General features: G+C 67.0%; 18 protein-coding genes. 5 read left to right on the forward strand and 13 right to left on the reverse strand.

Features of this window, described 5'->3' with window-relative positions:
• Positions 1-194: 194 nt before the first annotated feature.
• Together proC and J8I82_RS15115 are read right to left on the reverse strand one after the other, a co-directional pair.
• Positions 195-1028: a pyrroline-5-carboxylate reductase gene (proC, locus tag J8I82_RS15110; RefSeq protein WP_209758792.1), complete on the reverse strand. Its 834-nt coding sequence runs from the start codon at positions 1026-1028 to the stop codon at positions 195-197.
• Between the two features lie 42 nt (positions 1029-1070).
• A complete protein-coding gene (locus J8I82_RS15115) occupies positions 1071-1760 on the reverse strand; it encodes a YggS family pyridoxal phosphate-dependent enzyme (protein ID WP_209758794.1) in 690 nt (229 codons plus the stop codon).
• Between the two features lie 67 nt (positions 1761-1827).
• Between J8I82_RS15115 and J8I82_RS15120 the strand changes: the two genes are divergently transcribed.
• The 3 genes from J8I82_RS15120 (at position 1828) to J8I82_RS15130 (ending at position 4671) form a co-directional block, all read left to right on the forward strand.
• On the forward strand, positions 1828-2871 hold the full coding sequence (locus tag J8I82_RS15120; protein ID WP_209758796.1) for a type IV pilus twitching motility protein PilT: 1044 nt from the start codon (positions 1828-1830) through the stop codon (positions 2869-2871).
• Between the two features lie 90 nt (positions 2872-2961).
• Positions 2962-4101: a PilT/PilU family type 4a pilus ATPase gene (locus tag J8I82_RS15125; protein ID WP_209758798.1), complete on the forward strand. Its 1140-nt coding sequence runs from the start codon at positions 2962-2964 to the stop codon at positions 4099-4101.
• A 75-nt stretch (positions 4102-4176) separates the two neighbouring features.
• A complete protein-coding gene (locus J8I82_RS15130) occupies positions 4177-4671 on the forward strand; it encodes a glutathione peroxidase (RefSeq protein WP_209758800.1) in 495 nt (164 codons plus the stop codon).
• A 2-nt stretch (positions 4672-4673) separates the two neighbouring features.
• Here J8I82_RS15130 and J8I82_RS15135 read toward each other — a convergent pair whose 3' ends face one another.
• The 11 genes from J8I82_RS15135 to J8I82_RS15185 all read right to left on the reverse strand — a co-directional run bounded on the left by J8I82_RS15135 (position 4674) and on the right by J8I82_RS15185 (position 15117).
• Positions 4674-5363, reverse strand: a complete 690-nt coding sequence (locus tag J8I82_RS15135; protein ID WP_209758808.1) for a helix-turn-helix transcriptional regulator — start codon at positions 5361-5363, stop codon at positions 4674-4676.
• Between the two features lie 15 nt (positions 5364-5378).
• On the reverse strand, positions 5379-5750 hold the full coding sequence (locus J8I82_RS15140; RefSeq protein WP_209758810.1) for a VOC family protein: 372 nt from the start codon (positions 5748-5750) through the stop codon (positions 5379-5381).
• Between the two features lie 85 nt (positions 5751-5835).
• A complete protein-coding gene (locus tag J8I82_RS15145) occupies positions 5836-6561 on the reverse strand; it encodes an LrgB family protein (protein ID WP_209758811.1) in 726 nt (241 codons plus the stop codon).
• Complete coding sequence (locus J8I82_RS15150) at positions 6558-6935, reverse strand: CidA/LrgA family protein (protein ID WP_209758813.1); 378 nt, start codon at positions 6933-6935, stop codon at positions 6558-6560. Before J8I82_RS15150 ends, J8I82_RS15145 begins: the two co-directional genes overlap by 4 nt.
• Before the next feature lie 188 nt (positions 6936-7123).
• Positions 7124-8377, reverse strand: coding sequence for a glycolate oxidase subunit GlcF (gene glcF, locus J8I82_RS15155; protein WP_209758816.1), 1254 nt, complete (start codon positions 8375-8377; stop codon positions 7124-7126).
• 50 nt (positions 8378-8427) lie between these two features.
• Positions 8428-9531 carry a glycolate oxidase subunit GlcE gene (gene glcE, locus J8I82_RS15160; protein WP_209758818.1) on the reverse strand — a complete coding sequence of 368 codons (1104 nt, stop codon included), beginning with the start codon at positions 9529-9531 and terminating at the stop codon, positions 8428-8430.
• Between the two features lie 37 nt (positions 9532-9568).
• On the reverse strand, positions 9569-10495 hold the full coding sequence (locus J8I82_RS15165; RefSeq protein WP_209758819.1) for an ion transporter: 927 nt from the start codon (positions 10493-10495) through the stop codon (positions 9569-9571).
• Positions 10496-10505: 10 nt separating this feature from the next.
• The gene (locus J8I82_RS15170; protein WP_209758821.1) at positions 10506-12029 is read right to left on the reverse strand and encodes an FAD-linked oxidase C-terminal domain-containing protein; all 1524 of its coding nucleotides are present in this window, start codon (positions 12027-12029) and stop codon (positions 10506-10508) included.
• Positions 12030-12247: 218 nt separating this feature from the next.
• A complete protein-coding gene (locus J8I82_RS15175) occupies positions 12248-12763 on the reverse strand; it encodes a GNAT family N-acetyltransferase (protein ID WP_209759197.1) in 516 nt (171 codons plus the stop codon).
• Positions 12764-12784: 21 nt separating this feature from the next.
• A complete protein-coding gene (locus J8I82_RS15180) occupies positions 12785-13675 on the reverse strand; it encodes a LysR substrate-binding domain-containing protein (protein ID WP_029048947.1) in 891 nt (296 codons plus the stop codon).
• Positions 13676-13686: 11 nt separating this feature from the next.
• Positions 13687-15117, reverse strand: a complete 1431-nt coding sequence (locus J8I82_RS15185) for an FAD-binding oxidoreductase (RefSeq protein ID WP_209758822.1) — start codon at positions 15115-15117, stop codon at positions 13687-13689.
• A gap of 299 nt (positions 15118-15416) precedes the next feature.
• Between J8I82_RS15185 and J8I82_RS15190 the strand changes: the two genes are divergently transcribed.
• Positions 15417-15971: a cob(I)yrinic acid a,c-diamide adenosyltransferase gene (locus J8I82_RS15190; RefSeq protein ID WP_209758824.1), complete on the forward strand. Its 555-nt coding sequence runs from the start codon at positions 15417-15419 to the stop codon at positions 15969-15971.
• A 210-nt stretch (positions 15972-16181) separates the two neighbouring features.
• Positions 16182-18125 carry a molecular chaperone DnaK gene (dnaK, locus tag J8I82_RS15195; RefSeq protein ID WP_209758827.1) on the forward strand — a complete coding sequence of 648 codons (1944 nt, stop codon included), beginning with the start codon at positions 16182-16184 and terminating at the stop codon, positions 18123-18125.
• The last annotated feature ends 133 nt before the right edge of the window (positions 18126-18258 follow it).

Genomic DNA, 18258 nt, shown 5'->3' on the forward strand with positions numbered 1-18258 from the left:
CGCAGGGCCGTTAACGCGCTTTTTGGTTACTTTTTGGCGCTCGGCCAAAAAGTGACCCGCCCAGGAGGGCGGAACCAGGCGGCTCAACGGCCGACAGCATGTCACCAACAGCGACCACAACGCTTCAACTGCCACAGAATGTCATCAGCAGCGAGAGCCGCCGTGCCGCCGTGCCGCCGAGTATTGCGCCACTCTCAGTCCTTCCCAAATTCAGCGCCCATCTCTTTCCCGCGCGCCGCAGCAGCATGCATCGCCCGAACGAACGCATCACCGATTCCAGCGGCATCCATAGCCGTCAGCGCAGCATAGGTAGTACCACCCTTGGACGTAACCCGTTCACGCAGCGTCGATACCGGCTCCGCCGACTGCCCAGCAAGCGCCGCAGCACCGCGGAAAGTCTCAACCGCTAACTCGCGCCCCTGCTCCGCGCTCAAGCCCAATTCAGTAGCCGCACGCTGCATCGCCTCGATGAAATAGAAGACATAGGCCGGCCCGCTGCCGGAGATGGCGGTGACGCCGTCGATTTGGGCGTCGTTCTCGACCCACACGCATTTGCCGACGGCCTGCGCCACAGCGCTGGCGATTTCGCGATCCTTATCCGACAGCGCCGCCGGCGCCGCCAGCCCGGTCATCCCCAGCCCCGCCAGCGCCGGCGTATTCGGCATCGCCCGCACCACCCGATGGCGCCCGCCCAGCCACCGCTGCATGTCCTGCAACCGGATACCGGCCGCCACGCTGATCACCAGATTGCCATCGCCAGCCGGCATGTGCGGCAGCAGCTGCGCCGCAGCTTCGCGGAACTGCTGCGGCTTGACTGCCAGCACCAGCACGTCGCTGGCGCCGAACGCCGCGTCCGGCGCCCCCGAGGCGTGGACGCCGAGATCCCGCGCCAGGCGCTGCTGCGCTTCCGGGAAAGGATCGACCACGCGGATAGAATCGGCAGGAACGCCGCGAGCGATCAGGCCGCCGATCAGCGCGGAGGCCATATTGCCGCCGCCGAGAAAGCCGAAGGTGAGGGTATCGAGCATGGGAATCTCTGTCGTGTCTTGATGGATAGGGAAAGCGCCGGCTCAGCCGCGCGCACCGAAGATCGCGGTACCGATGCGCACCATGGTGGCGCCCTCGGCGATGGCGGCTTCCATGTCGCCCGACATGCCCATCGATAGCGTGTCGACGTCAAGGCCGTCCTCGCGAAGTTCGCCCAGCAGCGCGCGCATGGAGGCAAAGGGCCGACGCTGGGCCACGGGATCGTCTTCAGGTTCGGGAATCGCCATCAGGCCCCGCAGCCGCAGGCCGGGCAGCGCGGCAACGGCCTGGGCCAGCGCCGGCACTTCGGCCGGCGCGACGCCGCTCTTGCTGGCTTCGCCACTGATGTTGACCTGAAGGCAGACTTGCAGCGGGGCCATCCCGGCCGGGCGCTGCGCCGACAGCCGCTCGGCGATCTTGAGCCGGTCGATGGCATGCACCCAGTCGAAATGCTCCGCCACCAGCCGCGTCTTGTTGCTTTGCAGCGGGCCGATGAAGTGCCACTGCAACCGGTCCCGCAAATCGGCCAGTGCGGCGATTTTCTCCGCCCCTTCCTGGACATAATTTTCGCCAAAGGCGAGCTGTCCGGCCTCGGCGGCGGCGCGTACGCGGTCAGCGGATACGGTCTTGGAAACAGCCAGCAGGGCGATGTCGCCGGGCTGCCTGCCAGCCTGTTGTGCAGCCGCCGCAATGCGCTGGTTCACGGCTTGCAAGTTGGCGGCAATCACAGACATAATCCGGCGGACATATAAAAGAAGTACTTAAAGTACCGATAACTATTCCAGGGTGGGGTCATTATAGATGGACATCGCGCAGCTATTGGCTTTCGCCGTCAAGAACAAGGCGTCCGATCTTCATCTGTCATCGGACATGCCGCCGATGGTCCGGATCCACGGCGACATGCGCCGGATCAATGTCGCGGCGATGGCGCACAAGGATGTCCACGCCATGGTGTACGACATCATGAGCGACACCCAGCGCAAGCTCTACGAAGAACGGCTGGAAATCGACTTCTCGTTCGAGATCGCCGGCCTGTCGCGCTTCCGGGTCAATGCCTACAACACGCAGCGCGGCGCCGCCGCGGTGTTCCGTACCATTCCCTCGAAGGTCCTCACGCTCGAAGAGCTGCGCGCGCCGGCGGTGTTCGCCGACCTGTGCATGAAGCCGCGCGGACTGGTGCTGGTGACGGGCCCGACCGGCTCGGGCAAGTCCACCACGCTGGCGGCGATGGTCGACCATCGCAACGAAAACGACATGGGTCACATCCTGACGGTGGAAGACCCGATCGAATTCGTCCACAACTCCAAGAAGAGCCTGATCAACCAGCGCGAACTGGGACCGCACACGCATTCGTTCGCCAACGCGCTGCGCTCCGCGTTGCGTGAAGATCCGGACGTCATTCTTGTGGGCGAATTGCGCGACCTGGAAACCATCCGCCTGGCGCTGACCGCGGCCGAAACCGGCCACCTGGTCTTCGGCACGCTGCACACCAGTTCCGCCGCCAAGACCATCGACCGCGTGGTCGACGTGTTCCCGCCGGAAGAGAAGGACATGGTGCGCACCATGCTGTCCGAATCGCTCGAAGCGGTGATCTCGCAGACGCTGCTCAAGACCCGCGACGGCAACGGCCGTACCGCCGCGCACGAAATCATGATCGCCACGCCGGCAATCCGGCACCTGATCCGCGAGAACAAGATCGCGCAGATGTACTCGATGATGCAGACCAGCAGCGGACTGGGGATGCAGACGCTGGACCAGTGCCTGTCGGACCTGATCAAGCGCAGCGTCATCAGCTACAACGATGCGCGCGCCATTGCCAAGAACCCCGACGCGTTCATGGGCTGAGGCCCCTGGGGGCCGCTGAAGGTCCGCGCCGACGCCTTGCCCTCAGGCCGCCGCACGCATGCGACGGCCGCACTCCCGCAGGACACTGCCATGCTTGATCGAGAATCCGCCGCCAAGTACATCAACGACCTGCTGGAGCTGATGGTCAGCAACCGCGGCTCGGACCTGTTCATCACCGCCGACTTCCCGCCGGCGATCAAGGTAGACGGCAAGATCACGCCGGTATCGCAGCAGCCGCTGAACCCGACGCAGGCGCTGGGCCTGGTGCGCTCGGTGATGAGCGAGCGGCAGGTGCAGGACTTCGACACCAGCCGAGAATGCAACTTCGCCATCACTGCGCCCAAGGCAGGGCGCTTCCGCGTGTCCGCATTTATCCAGCAGGGCAAGGCCGGCATGGTGGTGCGGACCATCAATACGCGAATTCCGTCAGTGGCGGACCTGGACCTGCCCCCGACGCTGCATGACATCGTGATGTCCAAGCGCGGCCTGGTGATCGTGACCGGCGCGACCGGCTCGGGCAAGTCGACCACGCTGGCGGCGATGCTCGACCACCGCAACGCGCATTCCTACGGCCACATCATCACCATCGAGGATCCGATCGAATACGTGCATGCGCACCAGAACTGCATCGTCACGCAGCGAGAGGTCGGCATCGATACCGAGTCGTGGCACGTGGCGCTGAAGAACACACTGCGCCAGGCGCCCGACGTGATCCTGATCGGCGAAATCCGCGATCGCGAGACCATGGAGTACGCGATGCAGTACGCGGAAACCGGCCACCTGTGCCTGGCCACGCTGCACGCCAACAACGCCAACCAGGCGATCGACCGCGTGGTCAACTTCTTTCCGGAGGAAAAGCGCCAGCAACTGCTGATCGACCTGTCGCTGAACCTGAAGGCAATGGTGTCGCAGCGCCTGCTGCCGCGCGCCGGGCGCAAGGGCCGCGTGCCGGCGGTCGAGATCATGATCGGCACGCCGCTGGTGGCGGACCTGATCTTCAAGGGCGAAATCCACGAGCTGAAGGAAGTCATCAAGAAATCGCGCGAGCAGGGCATGATCTCGTTCGACCAGGCGCTGTTCGACCTGTACGAGGATGGCAAGATCACCTACGAGGACGCACTGCGCAATGCCGATTCGCTCAATGACCTGCGCCTGATGATCAAGCTGCACAGCGCGCGTGCGCGGGACACGGATCTGGGCGCCGGCACCGAGCACCTGAACGTGATCTAGAGCCCGGCTGCCGTGCACGCCAGCGCGCATGGGCGTATGCTTCGGCCACGTGCAAGGAGTCCGCAGGAGTCTGCCATGAGCAATATCTACCAGTTCGAAGCCAATTCGCTGTCCGGGCAGCCTGTGCCGCTGACGCAGTTCCAGGGCAAGGTGCTGCTGGTCGTCAATACCGCCAGCGAATGCGGCTTCACGCCGCAGTATGCCGGCCTGCAGAAGCTCTATGAGGAATTCCGCGAGCGCGGGCTGGAAGTGCTGGGCTTCCCTTGCAACCAGTTCGGCAAGCAGGAGCCGGGCGATGCGCAGCAGATCGGCCAGTTCTGCGAATCGCGCTTCAGCGTGAGCTTCCCGATGTTCGCCAAGATCGATGTCAATGGCGAGCAGGCGCATCCGCTGTACCGCTGGCTCACCACCGAAAAGCGCGGCGTGCTGGGCACGCAGGGCATCAAGTGGAATTTCACCAAGTTCCTAGTGCGGCGCGATGGCACGGTGTACGAACGCTACGCCCCGACCACCAAGCCGGAAGAGCTGCGCAAGGATATCGAAACGCTGCTGTCCGATCCGGCGGCCTGAGGCTACGCGCCGCTGGCGCGCACGGCGCGCAGGAATCCGTTGAGCGACCGGTCCGGGGTTTCATGGAAACGGTCGTCCAGCATGCGGATGGCGCGGCAGCGGTCGAGGCGGAAGCTGCGGTAGTCCGAGCGTGTGGTGCACCACGCCGCCAGCAGCCATGCATTGCCCCAGAAGAACAGGCCCAGCGGCATCACCACGCGTTCGGTGATGCGCTGCTGCGCGTCGCAGTAGTCGAGCAGCAGCAGCTTTTGCTCGCCCAGGGCGCCGTGCACGACGTCGAAGGTGTCGCGCACGTGCGACTGGTTGACGTACTCGGGCGCGAACACGCGGCTTTGCTGCGCCGCGAGCCTGCGCGGCGGCGGCAAGGCGGCGACCAGCTTCTCCAGCGCCGGATCGGCCGCGGCGGCGAGCGCACCGCCGCCCCACGCCTTCAGCAGCCGCAGGCCGGCCACCAGCGCTTCCACTTCCATGGCACTGAACATCAGCGGCGGGACATCGAAATCGGCGCGCAGCCGGTAGCCGATGCCGGCCTCGCCTTCGACCGGCACGCCCGACAGCGACAGCGCCTGGATATCACGATAGACCGTGCGTTCCGACACGCCGAGCCGCTGCGCCAGCAGCGCCGCCGTGGTCAGGCGGCGGCCGCGCAGGACCTGGACGATCTGGAAGAGGCGGTCGGCGCGGCGGCTCATCCGTGGCGGCGTTCCTTATCCCGCAACAGGCTCGTGCAGCCCGATGCGGTTGCCTTCGCTGTCGGTGATATGCGCGATGCGGCCGATCTCGCCCGGCAGGCGCAGCGGACCGAACACGGTCTTGCCTCCGGCGCGCGCGGCGCGTTCCAGCAGCGCGTCCAGCTCGGGTGCGTGCAGGTAGGGCACCGTGCCGTAGTAGTTGCTGGGGCGGTAGCCTTCGCCGGCAACCAGCGCGCCGCCGGGATCGGGGTGCGGGAACACGGCCATGTCGACCTGGCTCATGGTCTCGCGACGCAGTTTTGTATTGAAGACCTGTTCGTAGAATCCGATGGCGCGGACCATGTCTACGACGGGGATTTCCAGCCAGTTGATCAGGCGGTTGCTCATGACGGGCTCCTTGGTTCCGGGTGATGGGCAGTGAGGAGCTCGCATCATGCGCGGGGGCTGCTGACAGCGTGCTGTCAGGAGGCTGTCAGTGTGGCATCCATGCCGCCATCACCGGCACCAGGATCGCGGTCAGCACGCCGTTCAGGCCCATGCCGAGCGCGGCGAAGGCGCCGGCTTCCTGGTTCACCTGGAACGCACGCGCGGTGCCGATGCCGTGCGCGGCCACGCCGGTGGCAAAGCCGCGCACGCTGTAGTCGCGGACGCGCAGCAGGTTCAGCAGGCTGGTGGCGCTGACCGCGCCGATGATGCCGGTCGCCATCACCAGCACCGCGGTCAGCGACGGCAGGCCGCCGATCTTCTCGGCCACGCCCATGGCGATCGGGATGGTCACGGACTTGGGCGCCAGGGAGCGCACGGTTTCCGGGGAGGCACCCAGCAGGTACGCGATGCCGACCGCCGACACCACCGCGACGACCGAACCGGCCACCAGGCCGGCCAGCAGCGGGAACACATGGGTGCGCAGCTTGGGCAGTTGCATGTACAGCGGCACCGCCAGCGCCACGGTGGCAGGCCCGAGCAGGAAGTGCACGAACTGCGCGCCGTCGAAGTAGGTCTTGTACGGCGTGCCGGTGACGGTCAGCACCGTGACCAGCAGGGCCACCGCGATCATCACCGGGTTGGCCAGCGGCGAGAAGCGCGATTTCTCGTAGATGCGGAAGGCGAAGACGTAGGCGAGCAGCGTGGCGGTCAGCCCGACCAGCGGGCTCGCGGCGAGGTAGACCCAGATCTCGTTCAGGCGTGGTGTCATCATGCCTGTTCTCCCTCCGCATCGGCGTTCGGCGCGCCGGTGCGCTTGCGCATCAGCATGCGCGTGACCACCGCGGTGGTGGCGATGGCGAGCCAGGTGGAAATCACCAGCGCCACCAGGATCGGCATCCATTCGCCTTCGATGCGGTTGGCGTGGACCATGATGCCGACGCCGGCGGGAACGAATAGCAGCGACAGGTGCTTGAGCAGTTCGCTGGTGGTGCCCTGAATGATGGGTAGCAGGCGGTCGTCGAAGATGAGCCAGCCGAACAGCAGGATCATGCCGAGCACGGGGCCGGGCACCGGCAGGCGCAGCGCGTAGCTGATCACCTCGCCGACGGATTGGAAAACCAGCAGGATGGCAAAGGTCTGGAGCATGGGGGCGGTCGCGTCGTAGGTCGCTCTGTTTCTCCCCTCTCCCATGAATGGGAGAGGGGCCGGGGGTGAGGGCCGGCGCGTCTTGATGCGATATCGCCCGACGAACCGCTCACCCTCACCCCCGCCCCTCTCCCGCAAGCGGGAGAGGGGAGACAACCACACGGCCGTGACCTGGCCCCGTGTGCCAGTCAGCCCAGCATCCGGTCGACCAGTTCGACCCAGTGCATCACCGGCGTATCGGTACCGCTTTGCAGGTGCGTAATGCAGCCAATATTGGCTGACACGATGGCTTCGGGCTGCGTGGCCTGCAGTTTGCCGAGCTTGTCGTCGCGCAGGCGGTAGGCCAGTTCCGGCTGCAGCACCGAATACGTGCCCGCCGAGCCGCAGCACAGGTGGCTGTCAGCGCAGAGTTTGACCTCCACGCCGAGGCCGGTCAAGAGCGCTTCCACCTTGCCGCGGATCTGCTGGCCATGCTGCAGCGTGCAGGGCGGGTGGTAAGCCACGCGCCGCCTGTCGCGCGGCACCGCGCCGGCCAGCGCATGCAGATCGTTGGCAAAGTCCGGCAGGATCTCGGACAGGTCGCGGGTCAGTGCGGAAACGCGTCGCGCGCGCTCTGCGTATTTCGGATCGTTGCGCAGCAGATGCCCGTAATCCTTGACCATCGCGCCACAGCCGGAGGCCGTCATCACGATGGCCTCGGCGCCGGCTTCGATATGCGGCCACCATGCATCGATATTGCGGCGCATATTGTCGAGACCGCCGTCGTGGTCGCCGGTGTGGAAGCGGATTGCGCCACAGCAACCCGCCTCGCGCGCCACCACCAGTTGTACGCCGACACGGTCGAACACGCGCGCGGTCGCGGCATTGATGTTGGGCGACATCGCCGGCTGCACGCAACCGTCGAGCAACAACATCTTGCGTGCGTGGACAGTGCGGGGCCAGGTGCCCGGCTCGGCGGCTTGCGACAGCGCCGGCACCTTGCTGCGCAGCGCGCCCGGCAGGATCGGCCGCACCATCTGGCCGAGCCGCAGCGCGGTGCCGAACAGCTTCGGGCGCGTCAGCCCCTCGCGCAGCGCCCAGCGCGCGATGCGCTGGCTGGCGGGGCGCTGGATGCCTTCGGCTTCGAGCTTGTCGTCGACCACCTTGCGGCCGATGTCGACCAGGCGCCCGTAGCGCACGCCCGACGGGCAGGTCGACTCGCAGTTGCGGCACGTCAGGCAGCGGTCCAGGTGCAGGCGCGTGCTTTCGGTGATGGCATTGCCTTCCAGCACCTGCTTCATCAGGTAGATGCGCCCGCGCGGCCCGTCGAGTTCGTCGCCGAGCAGTTGATACGTCGGGCACGTGGCGGTGCAGAAGCCGCAATGCACGCATTTGCCGACGATGGATTTGGCTTCCTCGCCTTCGGGCGTGCCGCGGAGAAAATCGGCCAGGGTCGTTTGCATGGTATGGGGGAGGTCTTTGCCTGGGCGTGGGAACGCTTGGGTGGTCGGGATCAGAGTCCGGGATACATGCGCTGCGGATTGAAGATGCCGGCAGGGTCGAACGTCGCTTTCAGGCGGCGGTGGATTGCCGCCAGCGGCGAGGCCAGCGGCGTGAACACGCCCACCGACTTGTCGCCGTTGCGGAACAGCGTGGCGTGGCCGCCGGCCGCCTGGGCCACGGCGCGCACGCTTTCGGCATCGGTCCTGGTGGCGCCATCGGCGGGCAGCCACCAGCGCTGGCCGCCGCCCCATTCCACCAGTTGCTGGCCGGGGAGCTCCAGCGGCGCGGCAACCGGCGGCACCGCCAGGCGCCACAGCGCGCGGCCCGCGTGCGCCGGGCTGAAGAAGGCGTGGGTCTGCTCGCGCAGCGATTGCCACAGCGCGGTGGCCACGGCGGCATCGACACGCTCGCCACCCAGTCGTGTGCGGGCGGCATGCACCGCCGCGGTGGCGCCTGCCAGGCGTACGTGCAGCACGCCGTCATGCCAGGCTGACGCGGCCAGCGGCAGCGGCTGGCCGCCCCACTGGTTCAGCTGCCTGATTGCATCGGCCTGCGCCAGCTCGAAGCGCAGCGTGGCTTCGTCGAACGGCGCGGGCAGCACCTTGAGCGATACTTCCAGCACCAGCCCGAGCGTGCCCAGCGACCCCGCCAGCAGCCGCGATACATCGTAGCCGGCCACATTCTTCATCACCTGGCCGCCGAAGCTCATCACCTCGCCGTTGCCGTCCATCAGCTGCGCGCCCAGCACGAAGTCGCGCAGCGCGCCTACCGACTGCCGGCGCGGGCCCGACAGGCCGGCGGCCACCGCGCCGCCCAGCGTGGCCGCGCTGGCCTGGCCGGGCAGCGCGAAGTGGGGCGGCTCGAAGGCCAGCACCTGGCGCTTATCGGCCAGTGCGGCTTCGACTTCCGCCAGCGGCGTGCCGCAGCGCGCGGTGATCACGAGCTCCGCCGGGTCATAGTCGACGATGCCGGCATAGGCGCGCGTGTCCAGCACCCGGCCTTCAGGTGCCTGGCCGTAGAAATCCTTGCTGCCGCCACCGCGCAGCCGCAGCGGCGTGCGGGTTTCGGTGGCTTGCCTGACGGCGTCGCGGAAGGCGTCGAGGGTGGCTTGCATATGCGTGGGTGATGAGGAGGATATTGTTTCTGGCGGCTCAGGATCCGGGCCTGCCGTCGCGGCCGCCTGGGACCTCAGGCCTGTCGTTCTGGTAATCCGGCAGCGCGCTGCCGCAATGCTTGCAGTACATCGCGTCGGGCTCATGGCCCTCGGTCAGGCAATGGGTGCAGGTGCGCGTGGTCAGCGGCTTCTTCAGGATGCTCGCGGCCAGCTCGGCGCCGACGATGCCGGTGGGGAAGGCGATGATGCCGTAGCCCAGCAGGATCGTCAGCGAGGTGATGAACTGGCCCAGCGGCGTCTTCGGCACCATGTCGCCGAAGCCGGTGGTGGTCAGCGTCACCACTGCCCAGTACATGCTTACCGGGATGCTGTGGAAGCCGTGCTCTGGTCCTTCGACCACATACATCACCGTGCCGAGGATCACGGTGATGATGAACACCGTGCCCAGGAACACGAAGATCTTGCGCCGGCTGTTGACCAGCGCCCGGTACAGGATCTCGGCTTCCTCGAAGTACACCGTCAGCTTGAGGATCCGGAACACGCGCAGCAGCCGCAGCAGCCGCACGTCGATCAGGAAGTGCAGCTCCGGCACGAAGAACGCCAGCCACGTTGGCATGATGGAGATGAAGTCGATGATGCCGTAGAAGCTGAAGACATAGCGCCACGGCCGGCGCACCACCAGGATGCGCATGACGTATTCGGCCGTGAAGAACAGCGTGAAGGTCCACTCCAGCACCGTGAACAGCAGCCCAAGCCGGCTGTGCACCGCGGCCATGCTGTCGAGCATCACCACCATCACGCTGGCGACGATGGCGATCAGCAGCGAGACGTCGAAGAGTCGCCCTTCGCGCGTGTCGGCCTCGAAGATGATGGTGTACCAGCGTTGGCGCCAGCCGGTCTCGGGCTGGCCCAGGCGCTGGCGAGCCACCGCTTCCTGGTGCTGGCGTCGGCGTTCGTTGGCCATGGCGCGGGCTTCAGAAGCGCGGCAGGTCCGGATGCGGCAGCAGTCCCTTCCTGACGTGCATCTTGCCGTATTCCGCGCAGCGCGCCAGCGTGGGGATGGCCTTGTCGGGGTTCAGCAGGCGGGCCGGGTCGAAGGCCGCCTTGACGCCGAAGAACGCCTCGCGCTCGCTCGGCGAAAACTGCACGCACATCGAGTTGAGCTTCTCCACGCCCACGCCGTGCTCGCCGGTGACGGTGCCGCCAAGCTCGACGCACGCTTCCAGGATGTCGGAGCCGAACAGCTCGGCACGGTGCCATTCGTCCTGGTCCGAGCCATCGAACAGGATCAGCGGATGCATGTTGCCGTCGCCGGCATGGAACACGTTGATGCAGCGCAGGCTGTACTTGCGTTCCATCTCTTCGATGCGGCGCAGCAGCGTGCCGATATGCTTGCGCGGGATGGTGCCGTCCATGCAGTAATAGTCCGGCGAAATGCGGCCCGCGGCGGGGAAGGCGTTCTTGCGCCCGCTCCAGAAGCGCAGGCGCTCGGCTTCGTTCTGCGAGACCACGATGCGGGTGCAGCCGGACGCCTTCAGCACCGCGCTCATGCGTTCGATTTCTTCCGCCACTTCTTCGGGCGTGCCATCGGATTCGCACAGCAGGATGGCGGCGGCGTCGAGGTCATAGCCGGCGTGCACGAACTCTTCCACCGCGGCGGTGGCGGGCTTGTCCATCATCTCCAGCCCGGCCGGGATGATACCGGCGGCGATCACGTCGGCAACCGCATTGCCGCCTTTCTCGACGTCGTCGAAGCACGCCATGATGACTTGCGCCAGCTGCGGCTTGGGGATCAGGCGCACGGTCACCTCGGTGACCACGGCCAGCATGCCTTCGGAGCCGATCAGCACCGCCAGCAGGTCCAGGCCGGGCGAGTCGGGCGCATCGGAGCCGAACACCACCACCTCGCCTTCCATGGTCACGGCGCGCACGCGCAGCACGTTGTGCACGGTCAGGCCGTACTTGAGGCAATGCACGCCGCCGGAATTTTCGCTGACATTGCCGCCGATGGTGCAGGCGATCTGCGACGAGGGATCGGGCGCGTAATAGAGGTTGTGGGGCGCGGCGGCATCGGAGATGGCCAGGTTGCGCACGCCCGGCTGGACCACCGCGGTGCGCGAATACGGGTCGACCGAGAGGATGCGCTTGAACTTGGCCAGCGACAGCACCAGGCCCTCGGCGATCGGCATGGCACCGCCGGACAGGCTGGTGCCGGCGCCGCGCGGCACCACCGGCACGCCCAGCTTGTGGCACAGGCGCAGGATGGCGCAGACCTGCTCCTCGGTGTCGGGCAGGGCCACGGCCATCGGCACCTGGCGGTATGCGGCGAGGCCGTCGCACTCGTAGGGCACGGTGTCCTCTGGCTTGGACAGCAGCGCGGCATCCGGCAGGATCTGCGCCAGGCCGGCGAGCAGCGCATTGCGGCGGCCTTCGGCGGTGGCCTGCGCGCCTGCGGCGCCTTCGGTGGCGAGGGTGCGGGCTTCGTGCGGGGCATTCATGGCGACTCCTGGACTCTGGTCGGGCCGGGCGGGCGGCCCGCCGTGGGGACGGCTGACTATAGCGCAGGCCTCATGCCGCGGGCATCACCAGGCACGTGAATTCCGCATGGCAAGCCGATCAAAAATGCTCATCATGGCCAGGCAGGCACCGGCCCCGGTTTCAGCGTAGCACTGGCCGGCGGGTGCTGGGCGAGTGCAGTAAAGGCGGCGTTCCCGCCTCAGCGGGCCGGGGCCGGCAGCCGCAGCACCATGTCGAGCTTGTCGTAGAAGTGCGGCGCGACATACAGCGCCTCCGGCTCCAGGCCGAAACGCTCGAAGCCGAGCGACTCGTACAGCCGCACCGCGCCCGCGCTGCCGGCATTGACACACAGGATCACCTGGCGCACGCCTTCCATGGCGGCGGCCTGCTCGAGCGCGCGCTCCATCAGCGCGCGCCCAAGCTTGCGGTCGCGCCAGCCCGGGGCGACGTACATGCCGAATATCGAGGCCTTGTGCCAGTGCTTGCGCCGCGGCTCGCGCATGATGCCGACCACGCCGGCAAGCGCGGTGTCCTCGAAGGCGCCGAACACGGCCTTGTCTGCACTCGGCGCCAGGCGTTGCGCCACCGCCTCGGGCGACAGGTCCTGTTCTTCTACCAGGCTGGCGGCAAAGGCTTCCGGGGCCTCGGCCAGGCCCTGCAGGCGCAGCGCGTGGAAGGCTTCGGCATCGGCGGGGGTCAGCAGCCGGATCTCCAGGTTCTGCATACGGGCGGTCTCCTACCAGTCCAGGCTCAGCAGCCAGTCGACGAAATAGCGCGCCTCGGGCTTCAGCGGCGCCTGTTCGCGCTCGACGATGTAATAGCCGTGCGGCGATACCGACTCGATATCGAGCAGCCGCACCATCTGTCCCAGCGACAGCCAGTGCCGCGCCATGCGCTGGCGCACCAGCGCCACGCCCTGGTTGGACGCGATCGCCTCCAGCATCAGGCCGATGTCGTTGAACTGCGGCCCCGTCTGCGGCTCGGGCCAGTCCAGCCCGGCGGTCTCGAACCACGGCTTCCACGGCTCCAGCGGGCTGCGCAGCAGCACCAGGCCGTGCAGGTGCTCTGGCCTGGTGATGGCGCGGCCGTTGACGCGCTCGTAATATTCGCGCCCGCATGCCGGGAACACCGGCTCGACCAGCAGCCTGGTGGTCTTCAGGTCGGGATAGCGGCCGGTGCCGTAGCGGATCTCGACATCGGTGTCCTCGGCCTTGACGTCGAGGAACGGGATCGCCAGGTGCAGTTCCAGGTCGATATGCGGGTACAGCGCGCCGAACTCGGGTAGCCGCGGCACCAGGTGCTGGCGCCCGAAGGTCGGCGGGATCGCCACGCGCAGCCGCGTGCGCAGCTTGTTGTACTCGGGCCGCGCCAGTTCGTTCAGCGACTTGAGCGCGTCCTGCACGTTGCGCAGGTAGCGCGTGCCGGCCGCGGTCAGCCGCAGCGCGGCGTTGGCGCGCACGAACAGGTCTTCGCCCCACAGCTCCTCGAGGTTCTTGATGCGGTGCGACACTGCGCTGGGCGTGACCGACAGTTCCTCGGCCGCGCGCGCAAAGCTGCCCAGGCGCGCCGCGGCCTCGAAGGCGATCAGCAGGTGCAGCGGCGGGACGCGGTTGAACATGGATGCCATGCCGGGCCGATTCAGTGCGCGCCGCCGCGCGTGGCACTGAAGATCTTGCCCGGGTTGAGAATATGGTTGGGATCGAGCGCGTCCTTGATCACGCGCATCAGGTCGAGCGCATCCTCGCCGTGCTCCTTGACCAGGAAGCGCTGCTTGTGCAGCCCCACGCCGTGCTCGCCGGTGCAGGTGCCGCCCATCGCCAGCGCGCGTTCGACGATACGCTGGTTGATGGCCTCGGCCTCGGCCATTTCCTCCGGCTTGTCCGGGTCGACCAGGATCGCGACGTGGAAATTGCCGTCGCCGACGTGGCCGACGATCGGGCAGGGCAGGGTGGAGGCGTTCAGGTCCTTCTCGGTCTCGGTCACGCACTCGGCCAGGCGCGAGATCGGCACGCACACGTCGGTGGTGACCGACTTGCAGCCGGGCTTGAGCTGCAACATCGCAAAGTAGGCGGTATGGCGCGCGTTCCACAGCCGGCTGCGGTCTTCCGGGCGCGTGGCCCACTCGAAGCCCTGGCCGCCGTGCTCGGCGGTGATCTGCTGCACGGTCTCGGCCTGCTCGCGCACGCCGGCCTCGGTGCCGTGGAATTCGAAGAACAGGTGCGGGGTTTCCGGCAGCGTCAGGTTGTCGTGGCGGTTGATGGCGCGGATCGCCAGCGCATCGACAAATTCAACGCGCGCCACCGGCACGCCCAGCTGGATGGTCTGGATCACGGCCTGCACCGCGCTGCCCATGCTGGGGAAGGCGCACACCGCGGCCGAGATCGCCTCCGGCTGCGGGTAGAGCCGCACCGTGACCTCCGTGATGATGCCGAGCGTGCCTTCGCTGCCGATGAAGAGGCGGGTCAGGTCATAGCCGGCCGACGACTTGCGCGCGTGCGTGCCGGTGCGGATCACGCGGCCGTCGGCGGTCACCACGGTCAGCGCCAGCACGTTCTCGCGCATGGTGCCGTAGCGCACCGCGTTGGTCCCGGAGGCGCGCGTCGCGCACATGCCGCCCAGCGACGCATCCGCGCCAGGATCGATCGGGAAGAACAGGCCGGTGTCCTTGATTTCCTGGTTGAGCTGCTTGCGCGTGACGCCGGGCTGCACGGTCACGGTCAGGTCCTCGGGCTGCACCGCCAGCACGCGGTTCATCTGCGACAGGTCCAGGCTGACGCCGCCGGCCACGGCCAGCAGGTGGCCTTCCAGGGACGAGCCGGCACCGTAGGGAATCAGCGGTACGCCGTGATGGTTGCACAGGCGCGCCACCTCGGCGACTTCGTCGGTGCTGTGGGCGAACACGACCGCATCGGGCGCCGCGGGCGGGAACGGCGATTCGTCGCGCCCATGGTGCTCGCGCACGCCGGCCGAGGTGGTGAAGCGCTCGCCGAAGCGCGCCGCGAGGGCTTCGCTGAAGGCGGGCGGCAGGGGACGGCGGTCGAGCGTGGCGGACGGCGTGGGGTGGTTCATGGGGGTCTCCGGCGGGTCGGCGCGGCGAGGCTGCCGGCGGTGGCGTTCCGGTCTTGTGGTCCGGAAAGGGAATGGCAGGCGGGGCGCGACCCGGTTGTCGAATGGACGAATAACGGCATTCTACGCCGCGCGGCGGCTCATCCACCCTTGGCCGGCGCCGGGTTGGCCGATAGCCGCACAAGCGGGGCCCGCACCGAAGGAGGGGGCCGGCGGCCCCTCGCGCGCATGGCGGATCCACGCGCTCCGGCGCGATAATGCGCAATTCCCCCAACACGCTTACCAGCCAAGAGGAGACCGGCATGGGCAACCGCCTGTCCAAGATTGCCACCCGCACCGGCGACGCCGGCACCACCGGCCTGGGCGATGGCACCCGCACCGGCAAGGACAGCCTGCGCATCGCCGCCATCGGCGACGTCGACGAACTGAACTGCCACGTCGGCGTGTTACTGACCGAGACGCTTCCCGACGACGTGCGCGCCGCGCTGCTGCATATCCAGCACGACCTGTTCGACCTGGGCGGCGAGCTTTCCATCCCCGGCTACACCCTGCTCAAGCCCGGGCAGGTGGCGCAGCTCGACGCCTGGCTGGCCGACTACAACGCCAACCTGCCGCGGCTGGCCGAATTCATCCTGCCCGGCGGCAGCCGCGCCGCGGCCCAGGCCCACGTTTGCCGCACCGTGTGCCGACGCGCCGAGCGCGCGCTGGTGGCGCTGGGCACGGCCGAGCCGCTGAACGAGGCGCCGCGCCAGTACCTGAACCGGCTGTCGGACCTGATGTTCGTGCTGGCGCGGGTGCTGAACCGGGTTGACGGGGGCTCTGACGTGCTGTGGCAGCGCGACCGGCAGGGAAGCTGAGTCGCAGAAGTTGACCCGGCGGCATTTTTCTTCCGTCGCCCATGGGCTCTGGCTCAAGCCCCGGGCGCAAATGCCGTTGAGGAAACGGCAAATCCGAGAAATTTACTCGGATTTGCCGTTTCTGCCCTTGAAAAGACCCCGGACGGCCACATTTCGGCCTCAGGTTGAATTGCAGCCGCGCGGATAGCGAAGGCTCAAGAGGAGAGAATAATGGGTAAGATCATCGGTATCGACCTCGGTACCACCAATAGCTGCGTCGCGATCATGGAGGGCAACACCCCCAAGGTCATCGAAAACTCGGAAGGCGCACGCACCACCCCGTCGATCATCGCCTACATGGAAGACGGCGAAATCCTGGTCGGCGCGCCGGCCAAGCGCCAGGCCGTCACCAACCCGCGTAACACGCTGTACGCGGTCAAGCGCCTGATCGGCCGCAAGTTCGAAGAGAAGGAAGTCCAGAAGGACATCGGCCTGATGCCGTATTCCATCGTCAAGGCCGACAACGGCGACGCATGGGTGTCGGTGCGCGACCAGAAGCTGGCGCCGCCGCAGGTGTCGGCCGAAGTGCTGCGCAAGATGAAGAAGACGGCCGAGGACTACCTCGGCGAGCCGGTGACCGAAGCCGTGATCACCGTGCCGGCGTACTTCAACGACTCGCAGCGCCAGGCCACCAAGGACGCCGGCCGCATCGCCGGTCTGGACGTCAAGCGCATCATCAACGAGCCGACCGCGGCCGCGCTGGCCTTCGGCCTGGACAAGAACGAGAAGGGCGACCGCAAGATTGCGGTGTATGACCTCGGCGGCGGCACCTTCGACATCTCGATCATCGAGATCGCGGACGTTGACGGCGAGAAGCAGTTCGAAGTGCTGTCGACCAACGGCGATACCTTCCTGGGCGGCGAAGACTTCGATCAGCGCATCATCGACTACATCATCGCCGAGTTCAAGAAGGACCAGGGCGTCGACCTGTCCAAGGACGTGCTCGCGCTGCAGCGCCTGAAGGAAGCCGCTGAAAAGGCCAAGATCGAACTGTCGAGCTCGCAGCAGACCGAGATCAACCTGCCGTACATCACGGCCGATGCCTCGGGTCCGAAGCACCTGAACCTGAAGATCACCCGCGCCAAGCTGGAATCGCTGGTCGAAGAGCTGATCACCCGCACCATCGAGCCGTGCCGCACCGCGATCAAGGACGCCGGCGTCAAGGTCAGCGACATCGACGACGTGATCCTGGTCGGCGGCATGACCCGCATGCCCAAGGTGCAGGAACAGGTCAAGGAGTTCTTCGGCAAGGAAGCGCGCAAGGACGTGAACCCGGATGAAGCCGTGGCAGTCGGTGCCGCGATCCAGGGCTCGGTGCTGTCGGGCGACCGCAAGGACGTGCTGCTGCTGGACGTGACGCCGCTGTCGCTGGGGATCGAGACCCTGGGCGGCGTGATGACCAAGATGATCACCAAGAACACCACCATCCCGACCAAGCATGCGCAGGTGTTCTCGACCGCCGACGACAACCAGCCGGCCGTGACCATCAAGGTGTTCCAGGGCGAGCGTGAAATGGCCTCGGGCAACAAGCTGCTGGGCGAGTTCAACCTGGAAGGCATTCCGCCCGCAGCGCGTGGCACGCCGCAGATCGAAGTCTCGTTCGACATCGACGCCAACGGCATCCTGCACGTGGGCGCCAAGGACAAGGCGACCGGCAAGGAAAACCGGATCACCATCAAGGCGAACTCGGGCCTGTCGGAAGACGAGATCCAGCGCATGGTCAAGGACGCCGAGGCCAACGCCGAGGAAGACAAGAAGGCCCGCGAGCTGGCTGATGCCCGCAACCAGGCCGACGCGCTGATCCACTCGACCAAGAAGGCAGTCACCGAATACGGCGACAAGCTGGAAGCCGGCGAGAAGGAAAAGATCGAAGCCGCGATCAAGGAACTGGAAGACGCCGCCCGCGGCGGCGACAAGGCCGAGATCGATGCCAAGGTCAACGCCCTGTCGGAAGCCAGCCAGAAGCTGGGCGAGAAGGTCTACGCCGACATGCAGGCCAAGGCCGGCGAGCAGGGCGCAGCGGGTGCGGCGGGTGCCGGCGCACAGCAGCAGGCGCAGCCGCAGGACGACAACGTTGTGGACGCCGAATTCAAGGAAGTCAACGACAAGAAGTAATCGGGACACGCGGGCGGCGGTGCAGGCACTTGCCGGCACCGCTCCCGCCCCGACGCCGGGCGCGGCCATCGGACCCAGCGGGAAACCGCCGTCGGATGCCTCGCTCGGCTTTTTTGCTATTCGCCGGTACGGT

Source organism: Cupriavidus consociatus (assembly GCF_017814975.1).
Taxonomy (GTDB): domain Bacteria; phylum Pseudomonadota; class Gammaproteobacteria; order Burkholderiales; family Burkholderiaceae; genus Cupriavidus; species Cupriavidus consociatus.

Bases quoted from the DNA above. Each gene is read 5' to 3' on its own strand.
- proC (WP_209758792.1), bottom strand. From the start codon at position 1,028: ATGCTCGATACCCTCACCTTCGGCTTTCTCGGCGGCGGCAATATGGCC.
- J8I82_RS15115 (WP_209758794.1), bottom strand. From the start codon at position 1,760: ATGTCTGTGATTGCCGCCAACTTGCAAGCCGTGAACCAGCGCATTGCG.
- J8I82_RS15120 (WP_209758796.1), top strand. From the start codon at position 1,828: ATGGACATCGCGCAGCTATTGGCTTTCGCCGTCAAGAACAAGGCGTCC.
- J8I82_RS15125 (WP_209758798.1), top strand. From the start codon at position 2,962: ATGCTTGATCGAGAATCCGCCGCCAAGTACATCAACGACCTGCTGGAG.
- J8I82_RS15130 (WP_209758800.1), top strand. From the start codon at position 4,177: ATGAGCAATATCTACCAGTTCGAAGCCAATTCGCTGTCCGGGCAGCCT.
- J8I82_RS15135 (WP_209758808.1), bottom strand. From the start codon at position 5,363: ATGAGCCGCCGCGCCGACCGCCTCTTCCAGATCGTCCAGGTCCTGCGC.
- J8I82_RS15140 (WP_209758810.1), bottom strand. From the start codon at position 5,750: ATGAGCAACCGCCTGATCAACTGGCTGGAAATCCCCGTCGTAGACATG.
- J8I82_RS15145 (WP_209758811.1), bottom strand. From the start codon at position 6,561: ATGATGACACCACGCCTGAACGAGATCTGGGTCTACCTCGCCGCGAGC.
- J8I82_RS15150 (WP_209758813.1), bottom strand. From the start codon at position 6,935: ATGCTCCAGACCTTTGCCATCCTGCTGGTTTTCCAATCCGTCGGCGAG.
- glcF (WP_209758816.1), bottom strand. From the start codon at position 8,377: ATGCAAACGACCCTGGCCGATTTTCTCCGCGGCACGCCCGAAGGCGAG.
- glcE (WP_209758818.1), bottom strand. From the start codon at position 9,531: ATGCAAGCCACCCTCGACGCCTTCCGCGACGCCGTCAGGCAAGCCACC.
- J8I82_RS15165 (WP_209758819.1), bottom strand. From the start codon at position 10,495: ATGGCCAACGAACGCCGACGCCAGCACCAGGAAGCGGTGGCTCGCCAG.
- J8I82_RS15170 (WP_209758821.1), bottom strand. From the start codon at position 12,029: ATGAATGCCCCGCACGAAGCCCGCACCCTCGCCACCGAAGGCGCCGCA.
- J8I82_RS15180 (WP_029048947.1), bottom strand. From the start codon at position 13,675: ATGGCATCCATGTTCAACCGCGTCCCGCCGCTGCACCTGCTGATCGCC.
- J8I82_RS15185 (WP_209758822.1), bottom strand. From the start codon at position 15,117: ATGAACCACCCCACGCCGTCCGCCACGCTCGACCGCCGTCCCCTGCCG.
- J8I82_RS15190 (WP_209758824.1), top strand. From the start codon at position 15,417: ATGGGCAACCGCCTGTCCAAGATTGCCACCCGCACCGGCGACGCCGGC.
- dnaK (WP_209758827.1), top strand. From the start codon at position 16,182: ATGGGTAAGATCATCGGTATCGACCTCGGTACCACCAATAGCTGCGTC.